The organism is Candidatus Polarisedimenticolaceae bacterium (genome assembly GCA_036376135.1).
In the GTDB taxonomy this organism is placed as follows: Bacteria; Acidobacteriota; Polarisedimenticolia; order Polarisedimenticolales; family DASRJG01; genus DASVAW01.
Genome location: DASVAW010000122.1, coordinates 1 through 18,061 on the forward strand (window position 1 = coordinate 1; position 18,061 = coordinate 18,061).

Sequence of the window (18,061 nt, forward strand, 5' to 3'; positions counted from 1 at the left end):
GCGGAGCGTGGCGTCTACGCCTGGCGTTCTCACCGCAAGCGGACCGCGTGGCGATCGTGATGCCGGCGGACTTCGGGGACAGCCCCGTGGAAGTGTGGGAGATCGGGGACCCGAGCGCGCCGCGGCTCCTGTGGAAACGCACGGCGGGTGTCTCCGACGCGGCGTTCGATCCGACGGGGAGCCGCCTGCTCGTGAGCGGACCGTGGTCCGGCTTCACGTTCGAAACGGAGGTCCACGACGCGGGCACCGGGGTGTCGGTGAACGGTCCGTCGCAAGGGATCGCGAAATACTTCTATCACGGCCTCGGCACGCAGTGGGTCGCGGACGGCCGCTGGCGCGCCGTGTACTGGACGTGGACGCGGCACGAGTGGAGCGACGTCGTCGTCGACCTGACCGCTTCTCCTCCCGAGGTCGTGCGCGTCCTCGATCACGAGGAATCGGCTCCCTCGTTCGCGGCACGCGAGGGCGGCGGCTGGTACGAGGTCCGCTGGGATCCCGCGACGAGACGGAGCCGCGTCGTGACCGCGGATCCGGACGGGGACACGGCCGTGGCACCCGCGACGGGAATCCACGGGGCGCCGATGCCGCTGCGCCGCGGTTTCGTGACGACCTCGCGCTGGATCGACGGCCGGGTCGGCTTTTCCGTCTGGCGGGACCCCGCCCTCAATCGCCCGCCGGTCGTCGTTGCGGAGGGCGATCGCACGCTCGAGTGCGTCGACGGCGGCGGCGCTCTCGCGCGATTCGATGCCTCGGCCTCCTGGGACCCCGACTCGGCCCCCGGCACGCGGGACGACGTCGTCGCCTTCGCCTGGAGCGTGGACGGCGAGAGGGTGTCGTCCGACGCGACGGTCGCCGCGGTTCTTCCGGTCGGGGATCACGACGTGGCCGTCGAGGTGCGGGACGCGCTCGGGGCGTCGTCCTCGACATCGTTCGTCGTGGCGGTCGGCGACCACACCGCCCCCGAGGTCCAGTTACGCATCGGGCCGGCGCTCGACGGCGCGCTCTGGGACCGCGCCTTCCATCCGTCGACCTCCGTCGTCGACGCCTGTGACGCCGCACCCCGCGCGACGATGGTGGTGCGGCTCCCGGAAGGCGCCGAGGCGATGGAGGTCTCCTGGGAACGCGCGGTGTCCTCCGCGGTGGAGATCCGGCTCTCCAGGCGGGGTGCGCGCGTCGTGCTGCTCGGTCCCGACGAAGCGTCGCTCCGCGGCGCGTGGGACGCCGCGCTGCGCGCCGGCGGATTCGCCGCCGATGCGACGACGCGCCTGGAGTCGGGCGGGGAGTCGCGGGGGGTCGCGTGGAGATTCGAATCGGGGCGCGCGGTCGCCTACGGCGGGCGGGACCTCGTCGTCTCCGCCACCGCGGTCGACGCCTCCGGGAACGCGGCGTCGGCGAGCGCATCGCTCTCCGCGGCGCGTCAAGCGGCGTGCAAGACGCCGCCGCCCGGGAGCGCGTGCGTGCCCCGGTGACCCGCGTGCGATGATCCGCGCCTGCCCATGCAGGCCTTCATCCGGGATCTCCTCGAGCACACGGCGATCGGCTCGCGCGTGGCGCGGCGGACGCCTACTGCGGCGCTTCGGGAGGCGTGATGTCCACGGCGCATCGAAACCCGAGGCTACCGAAACGCTCGCCGGGGAGACGTGGGTAGCGGTTCGCGACGCTGAGCCAGGTCCCGAGGTTCACCCAGGACCCCCCGCGCGTCACGCGGTCCTGGCCCGTGGCCGGTCCACTCGGATCGGTCGCCTCACCGCGTGAATAGCCTTCGTACCAGTCCGCCACCCACTCACTGACGTTCCCCGTGGTATCGCACAATCCATAACCGTTCGCTCCGAAGCGGCAGACCGGAGCGGTCTCTCCAAACCCGTCGTCCCACGACCACTTCTTGCCGTAGAGATGCCCGCAGTTGCGATCGCAGACGTTGGCCCGGCAGGTTCCTCCGGCGCAGACCTCCTCGTCACCCCACGAATACGTCTTCCCCGCGAGTCCCCCGCGTGCGGCGTATTCCCATTCCGCTTCGGTGGGCAGCCGGCCGCCGACTCTGCCGCAGTATTCCTGCGCGTCGCTCCAACGCACGTGGACGACGGGCGTGTCGGGCCCGCCGGTCTGGCCTTCCGGCACTCCCGCCATGACACGACCGTACTGGGCTATCGTGACCTCGTGCCGGTCCATCAGAAATGCGCGACTGATGTGCACGCGGTGGATCGGCTGTCCATCGTCCTCTCGGCGCTCGCTCCCCATCTTGAACGATCCCGCCGGGATCGTGACCAGCTCCATCTCGTCTGCCGTTCGGAGGATCTTGTTGCCGTCGCGCTTCAGCCTGGCGACCGGCGTTGCCGCGGGTGCGGCGGGTGATTCCTCGCGCAGGCCGGCGAGATCGGCCGCAATCCGAGCTCGGTCCGCCTCCACCAGATCGGGGTTGTCGGCGACCAGCGCTTCGAGAGTCCGAGCCGCGCCGGCGGCGTCGCCGGCCGCGGCGAGATCCAGCGCTTTTCGTCGACCCGCTGCGACCCGGTCATGAACGACGGCGGGACGGATATCGCGCGCCATCTCGCGGGCCGCTTTCTGGATCGCGGCGTCCTCACTCTCGGAGGCAACGCGCTCGTAGAGCGCGAGTGCCTCATGCGTATCTTTGCGTTCCAGGGCGTCATAGGCCTGCTTGTAGCGAGCCAAGTGCGGCCGCTCCGAAGCGAGAGCATCGTAATTCGCGAGTCGCTGCGCGGTCATGGAGCTCAGCCAGGGAATGTGCAGCATCTCGAACGCCTTGCGGAGGGATGCCAGCGCTCCGGCTTCGTCGCCGGATTCGCGAAGCGCCTCGGAGTATCGAGTCACTCCGGCGTAGATCCCCCACTCCGCAGTATTGCGCGGGTCGAAGTCCGTGGTCCGCGCCTGCAGATCGGCATACAGGGCCGCCGCCTCGTCGAGCCGGCCGGTCGTCGCGAGGTGTCCGACGAGATCGGCCAGGAAATCGATCTTCGAGGGCATCAACGATCGCGCGCGGTTGAGCGCGGCGATCGCCTCGGCGCGATCGCTCTCGCCGTACTTGAAGGTGCGAGCGAACTCCGCAAGCGCAGCGAGATTGTCGGGGTCCGTGGCGAGCACCTCACGGAACAGCTCGCGAGCGCGCGCAACGTCCTTCGGAATCTTGTTCATGTCGCGGGTGGAAATGGAGGCACGCTCGAGCAGCATGCGGCCATATCGGATACGCGCTGCGTTGCCACCATCCTCGAGCGCCGCTTCGTACAAGGAGGCCGCGGTGGGCCATCCGTCGGCGCTCTCGTTGAGACGGGCCAAGTCGAGTTGAATGTCCAACCGATCGGGCTCGAGCTTCAGCGCGGCGCGCAGAAGCTGCTTGGTCGATTCGCTCGGTAGGATCTCGCTCTGAGACAGGAGGTCGCCCTGCCGGTAAAGGGTCTCCGCTTTCGAGATCGGCGTGGCCGTGTTGACGCGTTCGATGGTCGCGGTGTCGAGTTCGATCAGTAAGCTGGCGAAGGACTCGGAACGGGCGTAGATGCCGAGCTCCTGGTCGAGGGTCTCGGGCGCCATCGCCGTGGCTGTTCGGAATGCCTCGAGCGGAGGCTCGCCGCGCCGAAGCCGGCCGACGAAATCCACGAAGCGTCCGCGCCGCTCCTCGTCGGGAACGATCAGCCAGTGGGCGAGGAGCCAGCACTGCGCATGGAAGCTCTCCCGAGCCCGATCCCCGTCGTACTCCGGCGACTGAAAGTTCGCGGCGAGCAAGCGATCCACCGGAAGCAGGGTCGCTCGTTTCAATTCGGCGAGTCGCTCGCGAGGCGGCGTTCCAACCGCGGCGGTTGCCTGACCGGGAGGAGCGAAAACGGTGTCGTAAAACAGAGCGAGGCCCTCGTCGATACAGAGCGGCGCGTCGGGGATGTTGTCGTCCAGCACGGTGTGGACGTAGTCATGACGGATGACGGCACCGAGCGTCGTCTTGCCCGTTGCATCCTTGGCGACATTCACGGCATGCGTGGGCCCGTCGACATTGCCGTTGAGCCCCGCGCGATCTCGCTTCAGTACCGTCCCGTAACTGGCGCGAGGCTCGACACCGCGAAAGACGTAGATCGTCGTCGGTACGGTCGACAATCCTCCCGTGGTCCCACGGAGCACTTCCCGAAGGGTCTCGATCTGGATTCCCGTTTCGACGAGCTGTTCCGGGCTGACGTTGCCGAAGAGCGAGAAGTTGGGCGTGTCGACGCGTCGCCAAACGTCTTGCCGGGGCGGCTCGGCCGCGCCGGCCGCGCCGACCAGCAACAACGCGACGATCCACATGGAGCGCGTCAGCGATTCCATAGGTCCCTTCGCCCGCATTCCTGGCCGCGATATCGTCGGCCTCCGAAAGGCTTGCCCGCCTGCATCCCCGCGTCTCGGGTCCGGGATCGGGTGTGATGTAAGCCCCCAATTCCCGCCCCAAGACCTGGTCACCGTGCGGATTCTCCTCCCGGTGCACGGGCGATTCAAGCTGCGCGCGTCCGGCGGCCGAAGAAACCCGCGTGCGATAATTCCCGCCTGCCCATGCAGGCGTTCATCCGGGATCTCCTCGAGCACAAGGCGATCGGCTCGCGCGTGGCGCACTACCGCCACCTGCCGGCCCGTCCCGCGCGGTTCGGCGCGCCCGCGCGTCCGCTCCATCCCGCGCTCGCGGAGGCGCTCGCCGACCAGGGGGTGACGCGCCTCTACTCCCACCAGGCGCAGGCGATCGACGCGGCGCGCGCGGGGAGGAACGTCCTCGCGGTGACGCCGACGGCCTCGGGGAAGACCCTCGTCTTCGCGCTCCCGGTCCTCGAGTCGTTCCTCGAGGACGACGGCGGGCGGGCGTTGTTCCTCTACCCGACGAAGGCGCTCGCGCAGGACCAGGTCGCCGGCCTGCGCGCGCTGTCGGGAGGGCTTCCGGGGATAAGGCCGCCGCGATTCGAGATCTACGACGGCGATACCCCCGACTCGATGCGGCGGAAGATCAAGGCCGACCCTCCCGAGACGCTGGTCACGAACCCGGACATGCTCCACCTCGGGATCCTCGCCCACCACGCCGACTGGGCGGGGTTTCTCTCCGGGCTGAAGTGGGTCGTGATCGACGAGCTGCACGTCTATCGCGGCGTCTTCGGCGCGCACGTCCACCACATCCTGTCGAGATTGAAGCGCCTCGCGGCGATGTACGGCGCCTCGCCCCGCTTCATCGCCGCTTCGGCCACCGTCGGGAACCCCGCGGAGTTCGCGGAGACCCTCGTCGGCGAGCCGTTCGAGGTGATCTCGGATTCCGGCGCGCCGCGCGCGGGGCGGCACGTCGCCATCGTGAACCCGGGGTCGATCTCCCCGTACACCGCGGCGGTGCGCGTGGTGACCGAGTCGGCGCGCCGCGAGCTTCGCACGATCGCCTTCACCAAGGCGCGGCGGATCGCCGAGCTGCTGTACACCTGGCTCGTGCAGGAGGCCCCCGAGCTCAAGCGCAGGGTCGCCCCCTATCGCGCGGGGTACCTCCCGGAGGAGCGGCGCGCCCTCGAGAAGCGGCTGTTCCGCGGGGAGCTGCTGGCGGTTTTCTCCACGAGCGCCCTCGAGCTCGGGATCGACGTCGGCTCCCTCGACGTGTGCGTGCTCGTCGGCTACCCGGGCTCGATGACCTCGACGTGGCAACGCATGGGGCGGGTGGGGCGTCAGGACCGCGAGGCGCTCGTCGTCCTCATCGCGCTCCCCGACGCACTCGACCAGTACCTCGTCGCGCACCCCGACCTCTTCTTCGGCGAGGCGTTCGAGCGGGCGATCCTCGATCCCTGGAACCCCGCGATCGCCGGGGCGCACCTGGTCTGCGCCGCCGCCGAGGAGCCGCTCCGGCGCGACGAGCTCCCCGACCGCGCGATCGCGATCGCCGAGGGGCTCGAGCGCGAGGGGCGCCTGGCGCTCGACGCGTCGGGGGAGCGCTGGGTCTCGTTCCGGCGCCGGCCGCAACGCGACATGAACATCCGCAGCGCCGGCGCGCCGTTCACGATCGTCGACGTGGAGCACGACCGGATCCTCGGCTCGATCGACGGGATGCGCGTCTACCACGAGTGCCATCCCGGGGCGATCTACCTCCACGGCGGGCAGTCGTTCCTGATCCGTTCCCTCGACGCCGACGCGAAACGGGTCGAGGCGGCGCCCGCGCGGGCCGACTACTACACGGTCGTGCTCGGGGAGAAGGAGACCGAGATCCTCGAGCGCCTCGAGACGGGGGAGGCGAGCGGGCACCCGACCGGGTTCGGCCGTCTCAAGGTCACGGTGAAGATCCGCGAGTACCAGAAAAAGCGCCTGTTCGACGGCGAGCCGATCTCGACGCATCCGGTGGAGGCGCCGCCCCTCGTCTTCGAGACGACCGGCCTCTGGATGCAGCTCCCCGCGGCGATGCCCGGGCTCATGACCGCCGAGGGGCTGCACTTCATGGGCGGGATCCACGCCGCCGAGCACGCGATGATCGGGTTGTTCCCGCTGCTCGCGATCGCCGACCGCGGCGACATCGGCGGGATCTCGTACCCGATGCACCCCCAGCTCGGGACGCCGGCGATCTTCATCTACGACGGCGTCTCCGGGGGAGCGGGTCTCGCCGAGCGCGCCTTCCGGGAGCTGGCGCGGCTCCACGAGGCGACGCGCGAGCTCGTCTCGGCGTGCCCCTGCGAGACCGGATGCCCCGGTTGCATCCAGTCCCCCAAGTGCGGGAACGGGAACAAACCGCTCGACAAGGCCGCGGCGCTGCAGGTCCTCGAGACCTTCCTGGGGGAGCGCACGATTCCCGCCGACGCGCCCGTCGTCGAGCTCCCGGTTCCGCCGCCCCCGACGCGCAAACACGGGATCACCCGCGTCGACCGTCGCGGGGAGCCGGTCCCGCAAGGGCAGGTCCTCGTGTTCGACCTCGAGACCCAGCGCAGCGCCGCCGAGGTCGGCGGCTGGGACAAGGCGAGCGCGATGGGGCTCGCGCTGGCGGTCGTGTACGACGTCGGGCGGCAGGTGTACCGCACCTACTTCGAAGCCGACGTCGACCGCCTGCTCGTCGACCTCGCCTTCGCCGACCGGGTCGTCGGGTTCAACATCGACCGCTTCGACCTCGCGGTGCTTTCCGGGTACACCGACCGCGACCTCGGGAAGATCAAGACCCTCGATCTGCTCAAGGTGGTGCACGCGAGCCTGGGTTTCCGGCTCTCGCTCGGGCACCTGAGCGAGGCCAACCTCGGGGAGTCGAAGGGCGGGGACGGGCTCCAGAGTCTGCAGTGGTGGAAGGAGGGGCGTATCGACCTCATCGAGCGGTACTGTCGCAAGGACGTCGAGGTGACGTGGAAGCTCTGGTCGCTCGGGAGGGAGCGGGGATACCTCCTCTACCGAGACAAGGCGGGGCGATCGCTCCGCGTTCCGGTATCGTTCTGACCATGCGTCGTTCGATCATGGTCCCGATCCTCCTCCTCGCCTCCGCGTGCGCGCGGCCGACGATGGCGCCGTCCACCCCGCCCACGTCGTGGGCGTCCGATCTCGCGGCCTACCGCGCGGCGAAGGACGCGTCGTTCCGGCACGATCCCGACTCGCCGCTCGCCCCGGCATCCCGCGCGACGTTCCGCGGGCTCGAGTACTGGGAGGCGGATCCCCGCTACTACCTCGCGGGGTTCATGACCCCGATCGACCCTCCGGAGCCCGCGACGATCGTCACGACCGGAGGTGTGGAGCGCCCGTGCGAGAAGGTCGGGCGCATCTCCTTCCGCCTTCCGGGGGGCGACGGGGCGCTGACCGTCTACCGCCTGCTCGACCAGGAGCGCGTCGAGGGGGGCGCGGGCCTGTTCCTGCCGTTCATGGACGCAACGACCGGCAGGGAGACCTACGGGGCCGGGCGCTACGTCGAGCTCGACGGCCCGGACGGCGGACCGTACGTCGTCGACTTCAACCGCGCGTACAGCCCGCTTTGCGCGTACGGGATGCCGGAGCGTTACCGCTGCCCCGCGACGCCGAAGGAGAACAAGCTCCCCTTCCGCGTCGAGGCGGGGGAGCGCGGCTGGGCGGGGCACTGATGGGGGAACGCGACGTCGTGTTCCTCGTCGGCTTCATGGGCTCGGGGAAGTCGAGCGTCGGCCGCGCGCTCGCGACGCTTCTTCGCGCGCGCTTCGAGGACACCGACGCCCTGGTGGAGGCCGCGGCGGGGAAACCGATCGAGGCGATCTTCCGCGACGAGGGGGAAGGGCGCTTCCGCGAGATGGAGTGGGACGCGCTCCGCTCGCTCGACGGCGCGTCGAACGCGGTGATCGCCACCGGCGGCGGACTGTTCCTCGGAACCGCGCAGCGCGCGTTCGTGCGCCGCGCGGGGACGAGCGTTTGGCTCGACGTTCCGCTCGAGGTCGCGCGCTCGCGCGCGGGCGATTGCGCCTCGCGGCCGCTGTGGCGCACGCAGGATCCGATCGCGTTCCGGGCGTTCTTCGAGCGGCGCCGCGCGGCGTACGCCCTCGCCGATCTTCGCGTGGACGCGTCGCGCGGCTCGGCGGAAGAGGTCGCCTCGCGCGTGCGCCTCGTGTTGAATTGTTGATTTTCCTTCGGGAAAACGGTACAACGCGCGCGTCGTCCCGATCCCAAGGAGGACTTTAGATGACGAAGACCGAATTGATCCAGGCCCTCGCGGACGCGACGGGCAGCGACCGGAAGGCGTCGCGGGCCTTTCTCGAGGCGCTCACGGCGCTCGTCGAGAAGCAGGTCAAGAAGGGCGGCGAAGTGCCGCTCAAGGGCCTCGGCAAGTTCAAGGTCGTGAAGCGCAAGGCGCGCATGGGGAGAAACCCCGCCACCGGCGAGGCGATCAAGATCGCCGCCAAGACCGTGGTCCGCTTCACCGTGGCGAAGGCCCTCAAGGACCTCGTCAAGAAGACGAAGTAGAGGCGTCGACCCGAGCGCGGCGGGCGGTTCTCACGCCCGCCGCCTCACACCGCGTCGGCCGCGATGTCCGCGCGGTGGCGCTCCCCCTCCCAGCGAATGCAGGCGACCGCGTCGTAGGCGCGGGCCCGCGCCCGCGCGACGTCCGCCCCGATCGCCGTCACGCCGAGCACGCGGCCTCCGCTCGTGACGACCCGTCCCGCGGCGTCGTGTTCGGTCCCGGCGTGAAAAACCACGACGCCCTCGATCGCCTCCGCGGCGTCGAGGCCGGAGATCGGCGTTCCCTTCGCGTATTTTCCCGGGTATCCCTCGGCGGTCATCACGACGCACACCGCCGCGTCGCGCCGGAACCTGGCCTCGACGCCGCGGAGATCCCCCGCGGCCGCCGCCCGGAGGAGCGGCAGCCAGTCGCCGTCGAGTCGGGGGATCAGCACCTGCGTCTCCGGGTCCCCGAATCGCGCGTTGAACTCCAGAACCCGGGGCCCGTCGGGGGTGAGCATGACGCCGACGAAGAGGACGCCGCGGTAGGGGTGCCCTTCCGCCGCCATGCCCGCGAGCAACGGCGCGACGACGCGATCGCGCAGGAAGGCGCGGGAGTCGTCCCCGAGGTGCGCGGACGGGGAGTACGTTCCCATGCCGCCGGTGTTCGGCCCGGTGTCGGCGTCCCCGGCGCGCTTGTAGTCCTGGCAGGGGGCGAGCTCGAGGAACCGCACGCCGTCGCAAAGACAGAAAAACGACGCCTCGCGCCCGCGCAGCAGCTCCTCGATCACGACCCGACGTCCCGCGTCGCCGAAGTCGCGGCCGGAGAGCATGCCTTCCGCGCTCTCCAGGGCGGTCTCGGGGTCGGGTGCGATCACGACGCCCTTTCCCGCCGCCAGGCCGTCCGCCTTCACGACCAGGGGGTACGCCGCCTCGTCGCTGAGCAGGTAGCGCGTGCACTCCCCGGCGTCGTCGAAGACGCGGAATCCCGCGGTGGGAATCGCGTGCCGGGCCATGAACTCCTTCGCGTAGACCTTGCTCCCCTCCAGGCGCGCGGAGGCCGCCGAGGGGCCGAACACGGCGAGGCCCGCGTCGCCCAGGCGGTCGGCGAGGCCGAGCACCAGCGGGACCTCAGGGCCGACGACGACGAGGTCGTAACGTTCGGCGACGGCGTGCGCGACGAGCGACGCGACGTCCTCCGCGGCGATCGGAACCCGCTCGGCGTATCGGGCGATCCCGGCGTTTCCGGGGGCGCAGCGCAGGGTCCGGATCTCCGGGGAGCGCGCCAGGGCCCACGCCAGGGCGTCCTCCCGTCCGCCGCCGCCGACGAGAAGGACCTTCATCCTAGTGGCAGCCGCAGCCCGCGCCGCACGCGCCGGGCGCCTTCGGCTTCGACGGCGCCTCCGACGACGGCTTCGTCTCGGGGGAGGAGGAGTCGCCCGAGCCCCCCGCCTTGGAGTAGCCGCTCGAGTACCAGCCGCCGCCGGCGAGCTGGAACGAGGTGCGCGAGAAGAGCTTCTCGAGGGGGCCGGAGCACGCCTCGCAGGTCTCGAGAGGGGCGTCGCTCATCTTCTGGATGGTCTCGAAGGTGCGACCGCACTTCGTGCAGCGATACTCGTAGATCGGCATGGCTCGGGACCTCCCGGCGGCGGAAACCGGCCGGGAAAGTAGGATGCACCCCCCGGTGTGTCAAGGCGTCGCGCGCTTTCCGGAGGCTCGGAGGTGGGTCTCGAGGGCGTCCGCGAGCGCGACGGCGAGCCGCTCGCGGTTCGCGGCCTTGCCGATCAGCGCCGCGTCGTCGGGGTTGGTCAGGTTCACCATCTCGATCAGCACCTTCGAGGGGACCGCGTTCCCGCGCAGCACGGCGGGGAGCCAGTCCCGCCGGCCGCGGATGACGCGCTCCCGGACCGGCTGGAACGCCTGAACCGGGAGGCGCTCCTCCCGGAACGACGCGACGATGCGGTCCGCCAGGCGGCGCGACACCGCTTCCGAGCGCAGGCGCTCCTTCCGGGTGAAGGTGATCGTGGGCTGTTCGCGGACCTCCCGGTACGCGAGCAGCCGCTTGGACGACGAGCCGTGGCGCCCCTCGCGGTACCGGGCGCCGGGGACGTAGACCATCGCGCCGCGAAGGCCGGGGTGGCGCGCGTCGGCGTGCAGGGACACGAAGACCACGCGGTCCCGGTCGGTGCCGTCCGCGAGGGCGCGGCGGTAGATCGCGTTCGCGAGGTACCAGCGCAGGTGGACGCCGGTGGAAGACTCCCCGTCCTCGCCCGGCACGAACCGCGGCGACGTCGCGACCGAGGCGTCGAGGTTGCGCTCGAGCGCGTCGGACTTGGACGGGGCGGCCTTCGTGGGGTCGTCGAGGGTCAACACGACGCGCGCGCCGGTTTCCCGCTCGAGCCGCCGCTTCAGCCGAAGCGCCACGTCGTAGACCGCGTCGTGCTCGGCGATCCCGTGATTGCGCGTCCCGGAGTCGCGTCCGCCGTGGCCGGGGTCGAGGATCACGACGGCGCCGTCGAGGGAGCCGGGCCTGGGCGGCGCCGGAGGGCTGACGCGCAGCTCCGCCTCCGCCTCCGCGCGCTCGGCCTCCACGCGCGCCCGCCGCGGATGCCCGCGCGGGAGGAACTCCGGCTCGATCAGGTCGAGGGGGATGCGCACCGGGTAGCCGACGGGGATGTCGGTGAGGTCGCGGATGCCGCTGCGCTGCGCGAGCTCCTTCGCGAGCGCTTCGACGTCCTCCGGCGCGGTGCGTCCCGTGTAGCGCAGCACGACCGCCGACCAGAGCGCCTCTCCGCGCCGGAGCCGGTAGACCGCGAATTCCCCCCGCGCGTCCCTGCCGTACTCGAGCGTGCCGTCGTCCGAACGCGTGGCGGGGCGCAGCGACGGGTGAAGCGAGGCGAGGGGGATCCTGACGCGTTGCCCGACGGCGAGCTCGGGGGAGGCGAGCCCGTTGGCCTTCTGGAGCGCAGGGTAGTTCTCCCCCGATCCGGTGAACCAGAGCGCCACCTGCCACAACCCTTCGTCGTAGGTCGGCAGCGCGCCCGAGCGGGCGACGTGCACGAAGTGGTCCCCCTCGACGCGGTCCTTCGGGAACAGCTGCGACAGGACGATCGAGCGCCACGGATCGTCGAGAAGCTCGATCGGCACCGGGACCCAGCGGTCCGGCACGAGCGGTCCGGCGGACGAAAGGCGCTCGAGGGTGCCGCGGGACTCGGCGGTCCCCGTCCAGCGCCGCGCGAGGGCGCTCCAGTCGTCCCCGTCGCGCGCGCGCACCTCGAGCACGACGTCGCGTCCCCGAACGACGCGCACCCGCGCCTCGGAGTTCAGCTCGAGCGCGTCGCTCGACGGGGCCGGGATCGCGAGGAGGAGCGCGAGCGCCGCCAGCCACGCCCGCATCAGGCGGGATCCGGCGGGAACGCGGGCGGAAGGGCCGCCTCGATCGCGGCTGCGGCACGGAACAGCGTCCCCTCGTCGAACGCGCGCGCGACGAGCTGGGCGCCGACCGGCAGTCCCTGCGAGGCTCCCGCGGGGACCGAGATCGCCGGGAGTCCCGCGAGGTTGATCGTGGCGGTGAAGACGTCGGAGAGGTACATCGCGAGCGGATCGTCGACCTTCTCGCCGAGCGGGAACGCCGGCGTGGGCGTCGTCGGCAGGAGGATCGCGTCGATCCCCGCGGCGAACGCGGATTCGAAGTCGCGGCGGAGAAGGGTGCGCGCGCGCATCGCCCTCCCGTAGTAGGCGTCGTGGTAACCGGCGGAGAGCGCGAACGTCCCGAGCAGGATCCTGCGCTTCACCTCCGCGCCGAACCCCGCGCCGCGCGTGGCCCGGAACATCGTCCTCAGGTCGTCCCCGTCCCCCGCGCGCGCCCCGAAGCGGACGCCGTCGTACCGCGCGAGGTTGCTCGACGCCTCCGAGGTCGCCACGAGGTAATAGACGGGGATCGCCCAGGCGGCGTGGGGGAGCTCCACCTCCTCGACGCTCGCGCCGGCCTTTGCGAGTGCCCGCGCGGCGGCACGGACTCCCGCCGCGCATCCCGGGTCGACGCCGTCCCCCAGCAGGGAGGCCGCGAGGCCGATGCGCAGCCCCGCCGCCCCTCGGGCGCACGCTTCGACGTAACCGCCCGCCGGAACGTCCGAGCTCGTCGCGTCGGCGGGATCCGTCCCCGCGACGACCTCGAGGATCCTCGCGGCGTCCTCGACGCTCCGGGCGAGCGGGCCGACCTGGTCGAGCGAGGAGCCGAAGGCGACGAGCCCCGAGCGCGAGACGCGTCCGTACGTCGGCTTCAGCCCCGTGATGCCGCAGAAGGCGGCGGGCTGGCGGACCGAGCCGCCGGTGTCGCTCCCGAGCGCGACCGGGGCGAGCCCCGCCGCGACGGCCGCCGCCGAGCCGCCGCTCGAGCCTCCGGGGACCCGGGTCCGGTCCCAGGGATTGCGGGTCGGTCCGTGCGCGGAGTTCTCCGTCGAGGATCCCATCGCGAACTCGTCCAGGTTGGTCTTGCCGAGAACGACCGCTCCCGCGCCGCGCAGCCGGGCGACGGCCGTCGCGTCGCGTCGCGGCCGGAAGCCGGCGAGCACCTTCGACGCGCAGGAGGTCTCGAGCCCGGCGGTGCAGAGGTTGTCCTTGATCGCGATCGGCACCCCGGCGAGAGGTCCCCGACGCAAGCCCCGGTCGACGGCCGCCGCCTCGTCCTCGGCGGCGGGGTTGAGCCGGAGATAACAACGAAGGCCCCCGTCGAGGGCGTCGATGCGGGCGAGGAACGCGCGGAGCGCCTCGACCGCGGAGAACTCGCCGCCGGCGATCGCGCGCGCGATCGCTCCGGCGCCGCGCCGGTGGATCGGGAGCGCGCTCACGTGGGAAGGACCCGTGGAACGACGAAGTGGCCGGCTTCGACCCGCGGCGCGCCTTCGAGCGCCGCGTCGGCCGACAGCCCTTCCCGCGGCTCGTCCTCGCGAACGGCGGGAGCCGGGGTCACCGCGTGGCTGGTGGGAGGGGTCAAGGAGAGATCGAGCGACTCGAGGCGCCGCACGTACCCGACGATGCGCGCGAGGTCGGCCCCGAGCGCCCGGGCGTCGTCGTCGCTCACGTCGAGCTGCGCGAGGTCGGCGATCCGCCGGACCTCTCGGGCGTCGATCGACGGCGCGGGGGTGTCGCTCACGGGGAACTCCGCATCAGAAATCGGGGGTCACGGAGAAGCGGTACCCCGCCGGCGGATCCCCCGAGACGACGTCCAGGCTCGACGTCGAGCCCCGCGAGGCGACCATGCGCTGATCGCGACTCAGGACGACGGGGGCGGGGGAGGCCGGGAGCTTTCCGGTGACCTGCACCCGGAGGTCGGCCAGGTCGTCGTCGATGCGCAGGGGGGTCAGGACGACGCGCAGGATCTGCTCGTCGTCCCCGGCGCCGAAACGGAACGAATATTCGACGGGCTCCCCGACGAAGGTATGCAGCACGTTCGTCTCGAGCGCGACGACGCGCTCGCCGTCGAGGCGGGATACGGCGAGGTTCACGATGAACGGGACCACCCCCGACGGCACCGGACGCAGCCGCGCCCGCCAGGTCCGTTCGGCGCGGATCAGGGCCAGCAGGGCGAACTCCCCCTCGCGGGCCACCTCGACGATCTCCGACCCGCCGTCGATCATCGGGTACGTCCGGCGGGCGGTCACCGGCGTCGCCCCCAGGGCGACCTCGAACGTGAACGCGAGCCGGTCCGGCGTCGTCTCGTCGCCGGCGCGCTCGTAACGTCCGGAGGCGGACATCGCGAGATCGCCTCGGCCGGGCCAGGCGACCGTTCCGCGGACGCGGTCCTCCGTTCCGGGGAGGACGGTCAGGGTCTGGCGCGCGAGGCTCGCCGTCTGGCCTTCGCCGGTCCGTACCCACTCCACCGTCACCTCCCATGCGGGTTCGCGAACGAGGGGAGACGTCTGGGCGAGGGCGGGGACGGTCGCGGCGAGCAGGCCGATAATCAGCGCACCGGGGGAACGCACGTGACGATTGTAGCCCGCACCCGGCTGCACGTCGGTTGACACCCGTTCGAAACGGGCCGTAGACTCGCCGCGTCAATCGCGCCGCTGGAGGACGAGGGGGTCCGCGCGGCGCGGGGGAAAGGCCCGATGCGGGTTCGCCCGACCCTTGCGGTCGTGATCGCGATGCTTGTCGCGCCGATCCTCGCTTCCGAGGCGGTCCCGGCTGCTGCGTTCCCTCTCGTCGCCCAAGATACCGAACTCCACGGCATCGCACGGGACGCGCTCGGACGGGTGCTGTCCGGGGTGGAGGTCCTCGTGCTCGCCGACGGGCGCTCGGGCTCGATCGTGAAGAGTGCGGTGACCGACGACCGGGGGCGTTTCCGCATCCCGTCGATCCCACCGGGTTTGTACCGCGTCGCCGCGATCAAGCAGGGGTACCTCGCCCAGGTTACCCGGGTGAACACCTACCTGCGCACCTCGTTCGACCTCGTGCTCCGGCCGGTTCCCCGTCCGGGGGAGCCGGGCGGCGAGCTCGTCGCCCCAACGTCGTCGTGGATGCTGCGGGTGCCCGCGCGCAGCGTGCTGCGCGAGACCGACCCCCTCGACCTGATCCCCACCGCATCCGCCGTGCGCCCGCCCGCCGCTCCCTCGCCCTCGCTCGGTCTCGCCGCCGCTGGCGCTCCCGCGGGGCCGGACGTTCGTGGCCAGGTGCAGCACCTCGTGTCCCTCGGACGCGAGGGCGGAGCCGGAGCCGCCTCGTCCTCGGGGGTGGTCGGAGGACAAACCTCCGTCCGCCTGACCGGCGCGCTCGGCCAGCGCGGGAGCCTCTCGTTCAGCGGCCGTCGCGACTCGATCGAGTCCTCCGACCGGCCCCTCCTGTCGCCCGGACGACGCAAGGAGACCGGGCTCGCCGTCGATCTCAGCTACGACACCGGCGACGACGGCTCGATCGACGTCACCGCGTTCTACTCGCGCGGGGACGTCCAGTACGCCGCTCCCGTCGCGCTCGTCGAACCCGTCGGCGAAGGGCACACCTCCTGGGGGTACGACGCCACCTACCGCCGCCAGCTCGACGCGGTGACGCGGGTCGCGGTGCAGTTCGGCTACGCCGACGCATCGTTGCGCCTCCCGGGGCCCTTCCTCGACCCCGCCGACTTCTCGGGGGAGCCCCGCGCGAACGTCACCAACCGCTCGGTCGGCGCCGAGGGGACCTATGAGACCGTCGCGGGCGACCGGCACCAGATCCGCGTCGGCATGCGGGCGCGGCAGCTCGATCTCGCGGTGCCGTGGGTCCGCTCGTCGGGGGGCACCACCTTCCTCGGCCTCCCGGGGGCCGCGGGGTTGAGCGTCCGCATCGACGCCGAGGACCAGTGGGCGGTTCGAGGACCGGTCACCGTCGCGTACGGCCTTTCGCTCGTGCAGGCGCTGGAGGGGCGGGAGGCGAGCCTCATCGTTCCCCGGGGGGGCGTCGCGTGGGTCGGTTCGCGCGCCGCCGTGCGCGTCTCCGCATCGCATCACACGCTGATGACCTGGCAGACGGGGGCGGGAGGGGAGAGCCTCGAGGTGGTCGAACCGCCCGACGCGCTTCGGCCGGAGCGCCCCTGGGGGTACGACCTCGAGATCGAGCTTCCGTTGCCGGCGGCCCTGCGCGTGGTCGGGCACGCCGAATACACCCCCGTGCAGGACGCGACCGCCCTCTCGGGAGACGTCCGGTTCGAGGCTCGTCCGCCGATGTTCGTCAGCGGAGCGCGGGCGGCCGACCGGCGGACCTCCGTCGTCGTCTCCAGACCCTCCCGCCGATCCGACCTTTTCGTCGAGCTCGTGGACGGGGAGGTCCGCGGGCTTCTCGCGCCGTCCGCCTCGCTCGATCTGCCCGTCCAGATCCTCGACGAGCGCGAGATCGAGTACCGGTCGGCGCGCGCGGGCGTGCGCGCCGCCGCCGCGGGGACCGACGTGAGCGTGGAGTACCGCCGCTCGGCCGAGCTGCCCCGGGCGGCGTTCGTCGTCGAGGCGCCGTTCGTGAGCGAATACTGGGAGCTGGTCTTCGGCCAGAGCCTGATGCGCTCGAGCAGGATCGGCGCGTCGTGTCGCGTGCTCGTCTCGGCGCGCTGGGCGCCGGACGTGCGCGGAGGAACGGAATCGCTGGAGGCCGAGCGCGCGCGGCGCATCGCCGCGTTCAACACGCGGTGGGCCGCCGGCCTTCTCGTTTCCTTCTGACCGTATCCAATTCACCGGACGAATCCGCGAGTGATTCAAAAGGTTGGAGAGCGGTGACCGCCCGGGTCTGAGCCCGCGGCGCGGACTCCCCGTAACTCCAACTCGAAGAAGAGTTTCCTCCGACCCGGCCCCGGAAGGCGCGTGGCGCGGCGCTTGCTGTCCATTCCAGGATCTGGGTTGGGGGAATGGGACGGATGATGCGCCGAGGCCACACCGCGCGGACGGTCCTGCTGGCCACGCTGTTCGTCGCGGTCGGCGCGATCGCCATCGTGGCGTTCGGACGCCGGACGAGCGACGGGGAGCCCACGCTCGGCGTGGAATGGGTCCAGTCGCGCAACGGGGTCGTCGCCCTCTCCGTGGAGCCGTACGGACCCGCTGCCGATGCGGGTCTGCTTCCCGGGGACCGGCTCCTCCGCGTCGACGGCCGGGCGGTCGGCAGCTACCTCGACGCAGGCGCACTCGCGTGGGACCTCGACACGGACCGGCCGGCACGCCTCGAGATCGACCGTGACGGGCGGGCGCTCGGGCTCGACGTCCGCCCGGTGCGGCGCCGCTCCGTTCCGAACGTCTACGGCTACCTCGCGCTCGTCGGCGCCGCGTTCCTCGCCTCGGGGGCGTTCGTCGCCCTGCGCTGGCCCGCGACGCGCGGCGCGACGCTGTACGGTCTCCTGGGGACCGCGATGGCCGCCTGGCTCGTGGCGAGCCCCACGGGTCGCGCCGACCCGTTCGACTGGGTCGTCCACATCGTGGACGTCGTCGGGGCGTCTCTCGCGCCTGCGCTGATGATCCATCTCGCGATCGCGCTGTCCCGACGCACCGTTCCGGTGCGCGGGCTGACGATCGTCGCGGCGTACCTTCCGGCGGTCGCCCTGACCGCGGGGGCATTCTGGATCGAGGGGCTCGGCGGAGCCTATCGATTCCCCGAGCCTCCCCTTGCGGTGACCGGGCTCGACCAGTCGCAGTTGCTGTTCCTCGCGGTGTCGGTCGTGCTGGCCTTCGCGGTCCTGAGCCGCTCCCACGCC

Annotated in this window: 14 protein-coding genes; 7 read left to right on the forward strand and 7 right to left on the reverse strand. The window is 71.7% G+C overall.

What is annotated here, in order from left to right; genetic code table 11:
• Positions 1-1,469: hypothetical protein (locus VF139_12395; GenBank protein ID HEX6852192.1), on the forward strand; the 1,469-nt coding region annotated here is incomplete at its 5' end.
• Positions 1,470-1,563: 94 nt separating this feature from the next.
• Here VF139_12395 and VF139_12400 read toward each other — a convergent pair.
• Positions 1,564-4,305 (reverse strand): SUMF1/EgtB/PvdO family nonheme iron enzyme, encoded by a 2,742-nt coding sequence (locus VF139_12400; GenBank protein ID HEX6852193.1) that lies wholly within the window; start codon positions 4,303-4,305, stop codon positions 1,564-1,566.
• Between the two features lie 222 nt (positions 4,306-4,527).
• On the opposite strand from VF139_12400, the gene VF139_12405 reads away from it, so the two are divergent.
• Genes VF139_12405 through VF139_12420 form a run of 4 tightly spaced genes read left to right on the forward strand, consistent with a single transcriptional unit; the run spans position 4,528 to position 8,883 of the window.
• Positions 4,528-7,401: a DEAD/DEAH box helicase gene (locus tag VF139_12405; protein HEX6852194.1), complete on the forward strand. Its 2,874-nt coding sequence runs from the start codon at positions 4,528-4,530 to the stop codon at positions 7,399-7,401.
• Positions 7,402-7,403: 2 nt separating this feature from the next.
• On the forward strand, positions 7,404-8,033 hold the full coding sequence (locus VF139_12410; protein ID HEX6852195.1) for a DUF1684 domain-containing protein: 630 nt from the start codon (positions 7,404-7,406) through the stop codon (positions 8,031-8,033).
• Entirely contained in the window at positions 8,033-8,542 is a 510-nt protein-coding gene (locus VF139_12415) for a shikimate kinase (GenBank protein HEX6852196.1), read from the forward strand. Before VF139_12410 ends, VF139_12415 begins: the two co-directional genes overlap by 1 nt.
• A gap of 59 nt (positions 8,543-8,601) precedes the next feature.
• Positions 8,602-8,883, forward strand: coding sequence for an HU family DNA-binding protein (locus VF139_12420; protein HEX6852197.1), 282 nt, complete (start codon positions 8,602-8,604; stop codon positions 8,881-8,883).
• Positions 8,884-8,927: 44 nt separating this feature from the next.
• Here VF139_12420 and purD read toward each other — a convergent pair whose 3' ends face one another.
• Genes purD through VF139_12450 form a run of 6 tightly spaced genes read right to left on the reverse strand, consistent with a single transcriptional unit; the run spans position 8,928 to position 14,843 of the window.
• The gene (gene purD, locus VF139_12425) at positions 8,928-10,202 is read right to left on the reverse strand and encodes a phosphoribosylamine--glycine ligase (protein HEX6852198.1); all 1,275 of its coding nucleotides are present in this window, start codon (positions 10,200-10,202) and stop codon (positions 8,928-8,930) included.
• A 1-nt stretch (position 10,203) separates the two neighbouring features.
• A complete protein-coding gene (locus VF139_12430) occupies positions 10,204-10,488 on the reverse strand; it encodes an FmdB family zinc ribbon protein (GenBank protein ID HEX6852199.1) in 285 nt (94 codons plus the stop codon).
• Positions 10,489-10,548: 60 nt separating this feature from the next.
• Entirely contained in the window at positions 10,549-12,255 is a 1,707-nt protein-coding gene (locus tag VF139_12435; protein ID HEX6852200.1) for an N-acetylmuramoyl-L-alanine amidase, read from the reverse strand.
• Positions 12,255-13,709 carry an Asp-tRNA(Asn)/Glu-tRNA(Gln) amidotransferase subunit GatA gene (gatA, locus tag VF139_12440; protein HEX6852201.1) on the reverse strand — a complete coding sequence of 485 codons (1,455 nt, stop codon included), beginning with the start codon at positions 13,707-13,709 and terminating at the stop codon, positions 12,255-12,257. Before gatA ends, VF139_12435 begins: the two co-directional genes overlap by 1 nt.
• Positions 13,706-14,014: an Asp-tRNA(Asn)/Glu-tRNA(Gln) amidotransferase subunit GatC gene (gatC, locus tag VF139_12445; protein HEX6852202.1), complete on the reverse strand. Its 309-nt coding sequence runs from the start codon at positions 14,012-14,014 to the stop codon at positions 13,706-13,708. Before gatC ends, gatA begins: the two co-directional genes overlap by 4 nt.
• Before the next feature lie 13 nt (positions 14,015-14,027).
• On the reverse strand, positions 14,028-14,843 hold the full coding sequence (locus VF139_12450; GenBank protein ID HEX6852203.1) for a hypothetical protein: 816 nt from the start codon (positions 14,841-14,843) through the stop codon (positions 14,028-14,030).
• 162 nt (positions 14,844-15,005) lie between these two features.
• Between VF139_12450 and VF139_12455 the strand changes: the two genes are divergently transcribed.
• A complete protein-coding gene (locus VF139_12455) occupies positions 15,006-17,039 on the forward strand; it encodes a carboxypeptidase-like regulatory domain-containing protein (protein ID HEX6852204.1) in 2,034 nt (677 codons plus the stop codon).
• Positions 17,040-17,233: 194 nt separating this feature from the next.
• On the forward strand, positions 17,234-18,061 hold an 828-nt coding region (locus VF139_12460; GenBank protein HEX6852205.1), incomplete at its 3' end, for a PDZ domain-containing protein.

What these genes read in the sequence shown, in the direction of transcription:
- VF139_12415 (HEX6852196.1), top strand. Translation starts at nt 8,033, where the DNA reads ATGGGGGAACGCGACGTCGTGTTCCTCGTCGGCTTCATGGGCTCGGGG.
- VF139_12420 (HEX6852197.1), top strand. Translation starts at nt 8,602, where the DNA reads ATGACGAAGACCGAATTGATCCAGGCCCTCGCGGACGCGACGGGCAGC.
- purD (HEX6852198.1), bottom strand. Translation starts at nt 10,202, where the DNA reads ATGAAGGTCCTTCTCGTCGGCGGCGGCGGACGGGAGGACGCCCTGGCG.
- VF139_12405 (HEX6852194.1), top strand. Translation starts at nt 4,528, where the DNA reads ATGCAGGCGTTCATCCGGGATCTCCTCGAGCACAAGGCGATCGGCTCG.
- VF139_12410 (HEX6852195.1), top strand. Translation starts at nt 7,404, where the DNA reads ATGCGTCGTTCGATCATGGTCCCGATCCTCCTCCTCGCCTCCGCGTGC.
- VF139_12430 (HEX6852199.1), bottom strand. Translation starts at nt 10,488, where the DNA reads ATGCCGATCTACGAGTATCGCTGCACGAAGTGCGGTCGCACCTTCGAG.
- VF139_12455 (HEX6852204.1), top strand. Translation starts at nt 15,006, where the DNA reads ATGCTTGTCGCGCCGATCCTCGCTTCCGAGGCGGTCCCGGCTGCTGCG.
- VF139_12435 (HEX6852200.1), bottom strand. Translation starts at nt 12,255, where the DNA reads ATGCGGGCGTGGCTGGCGGCGCTCGCGCTCCTCCTCGCGATCCCGGCC.
- VF139_12400 (HEX6852193.1), bottom strand. Translation starts at nt 4,305, where the DNA reads ATGGAATCGCTGACGCGCTCCATGTGGATCGTCGCGTTGTTGCTGGTC.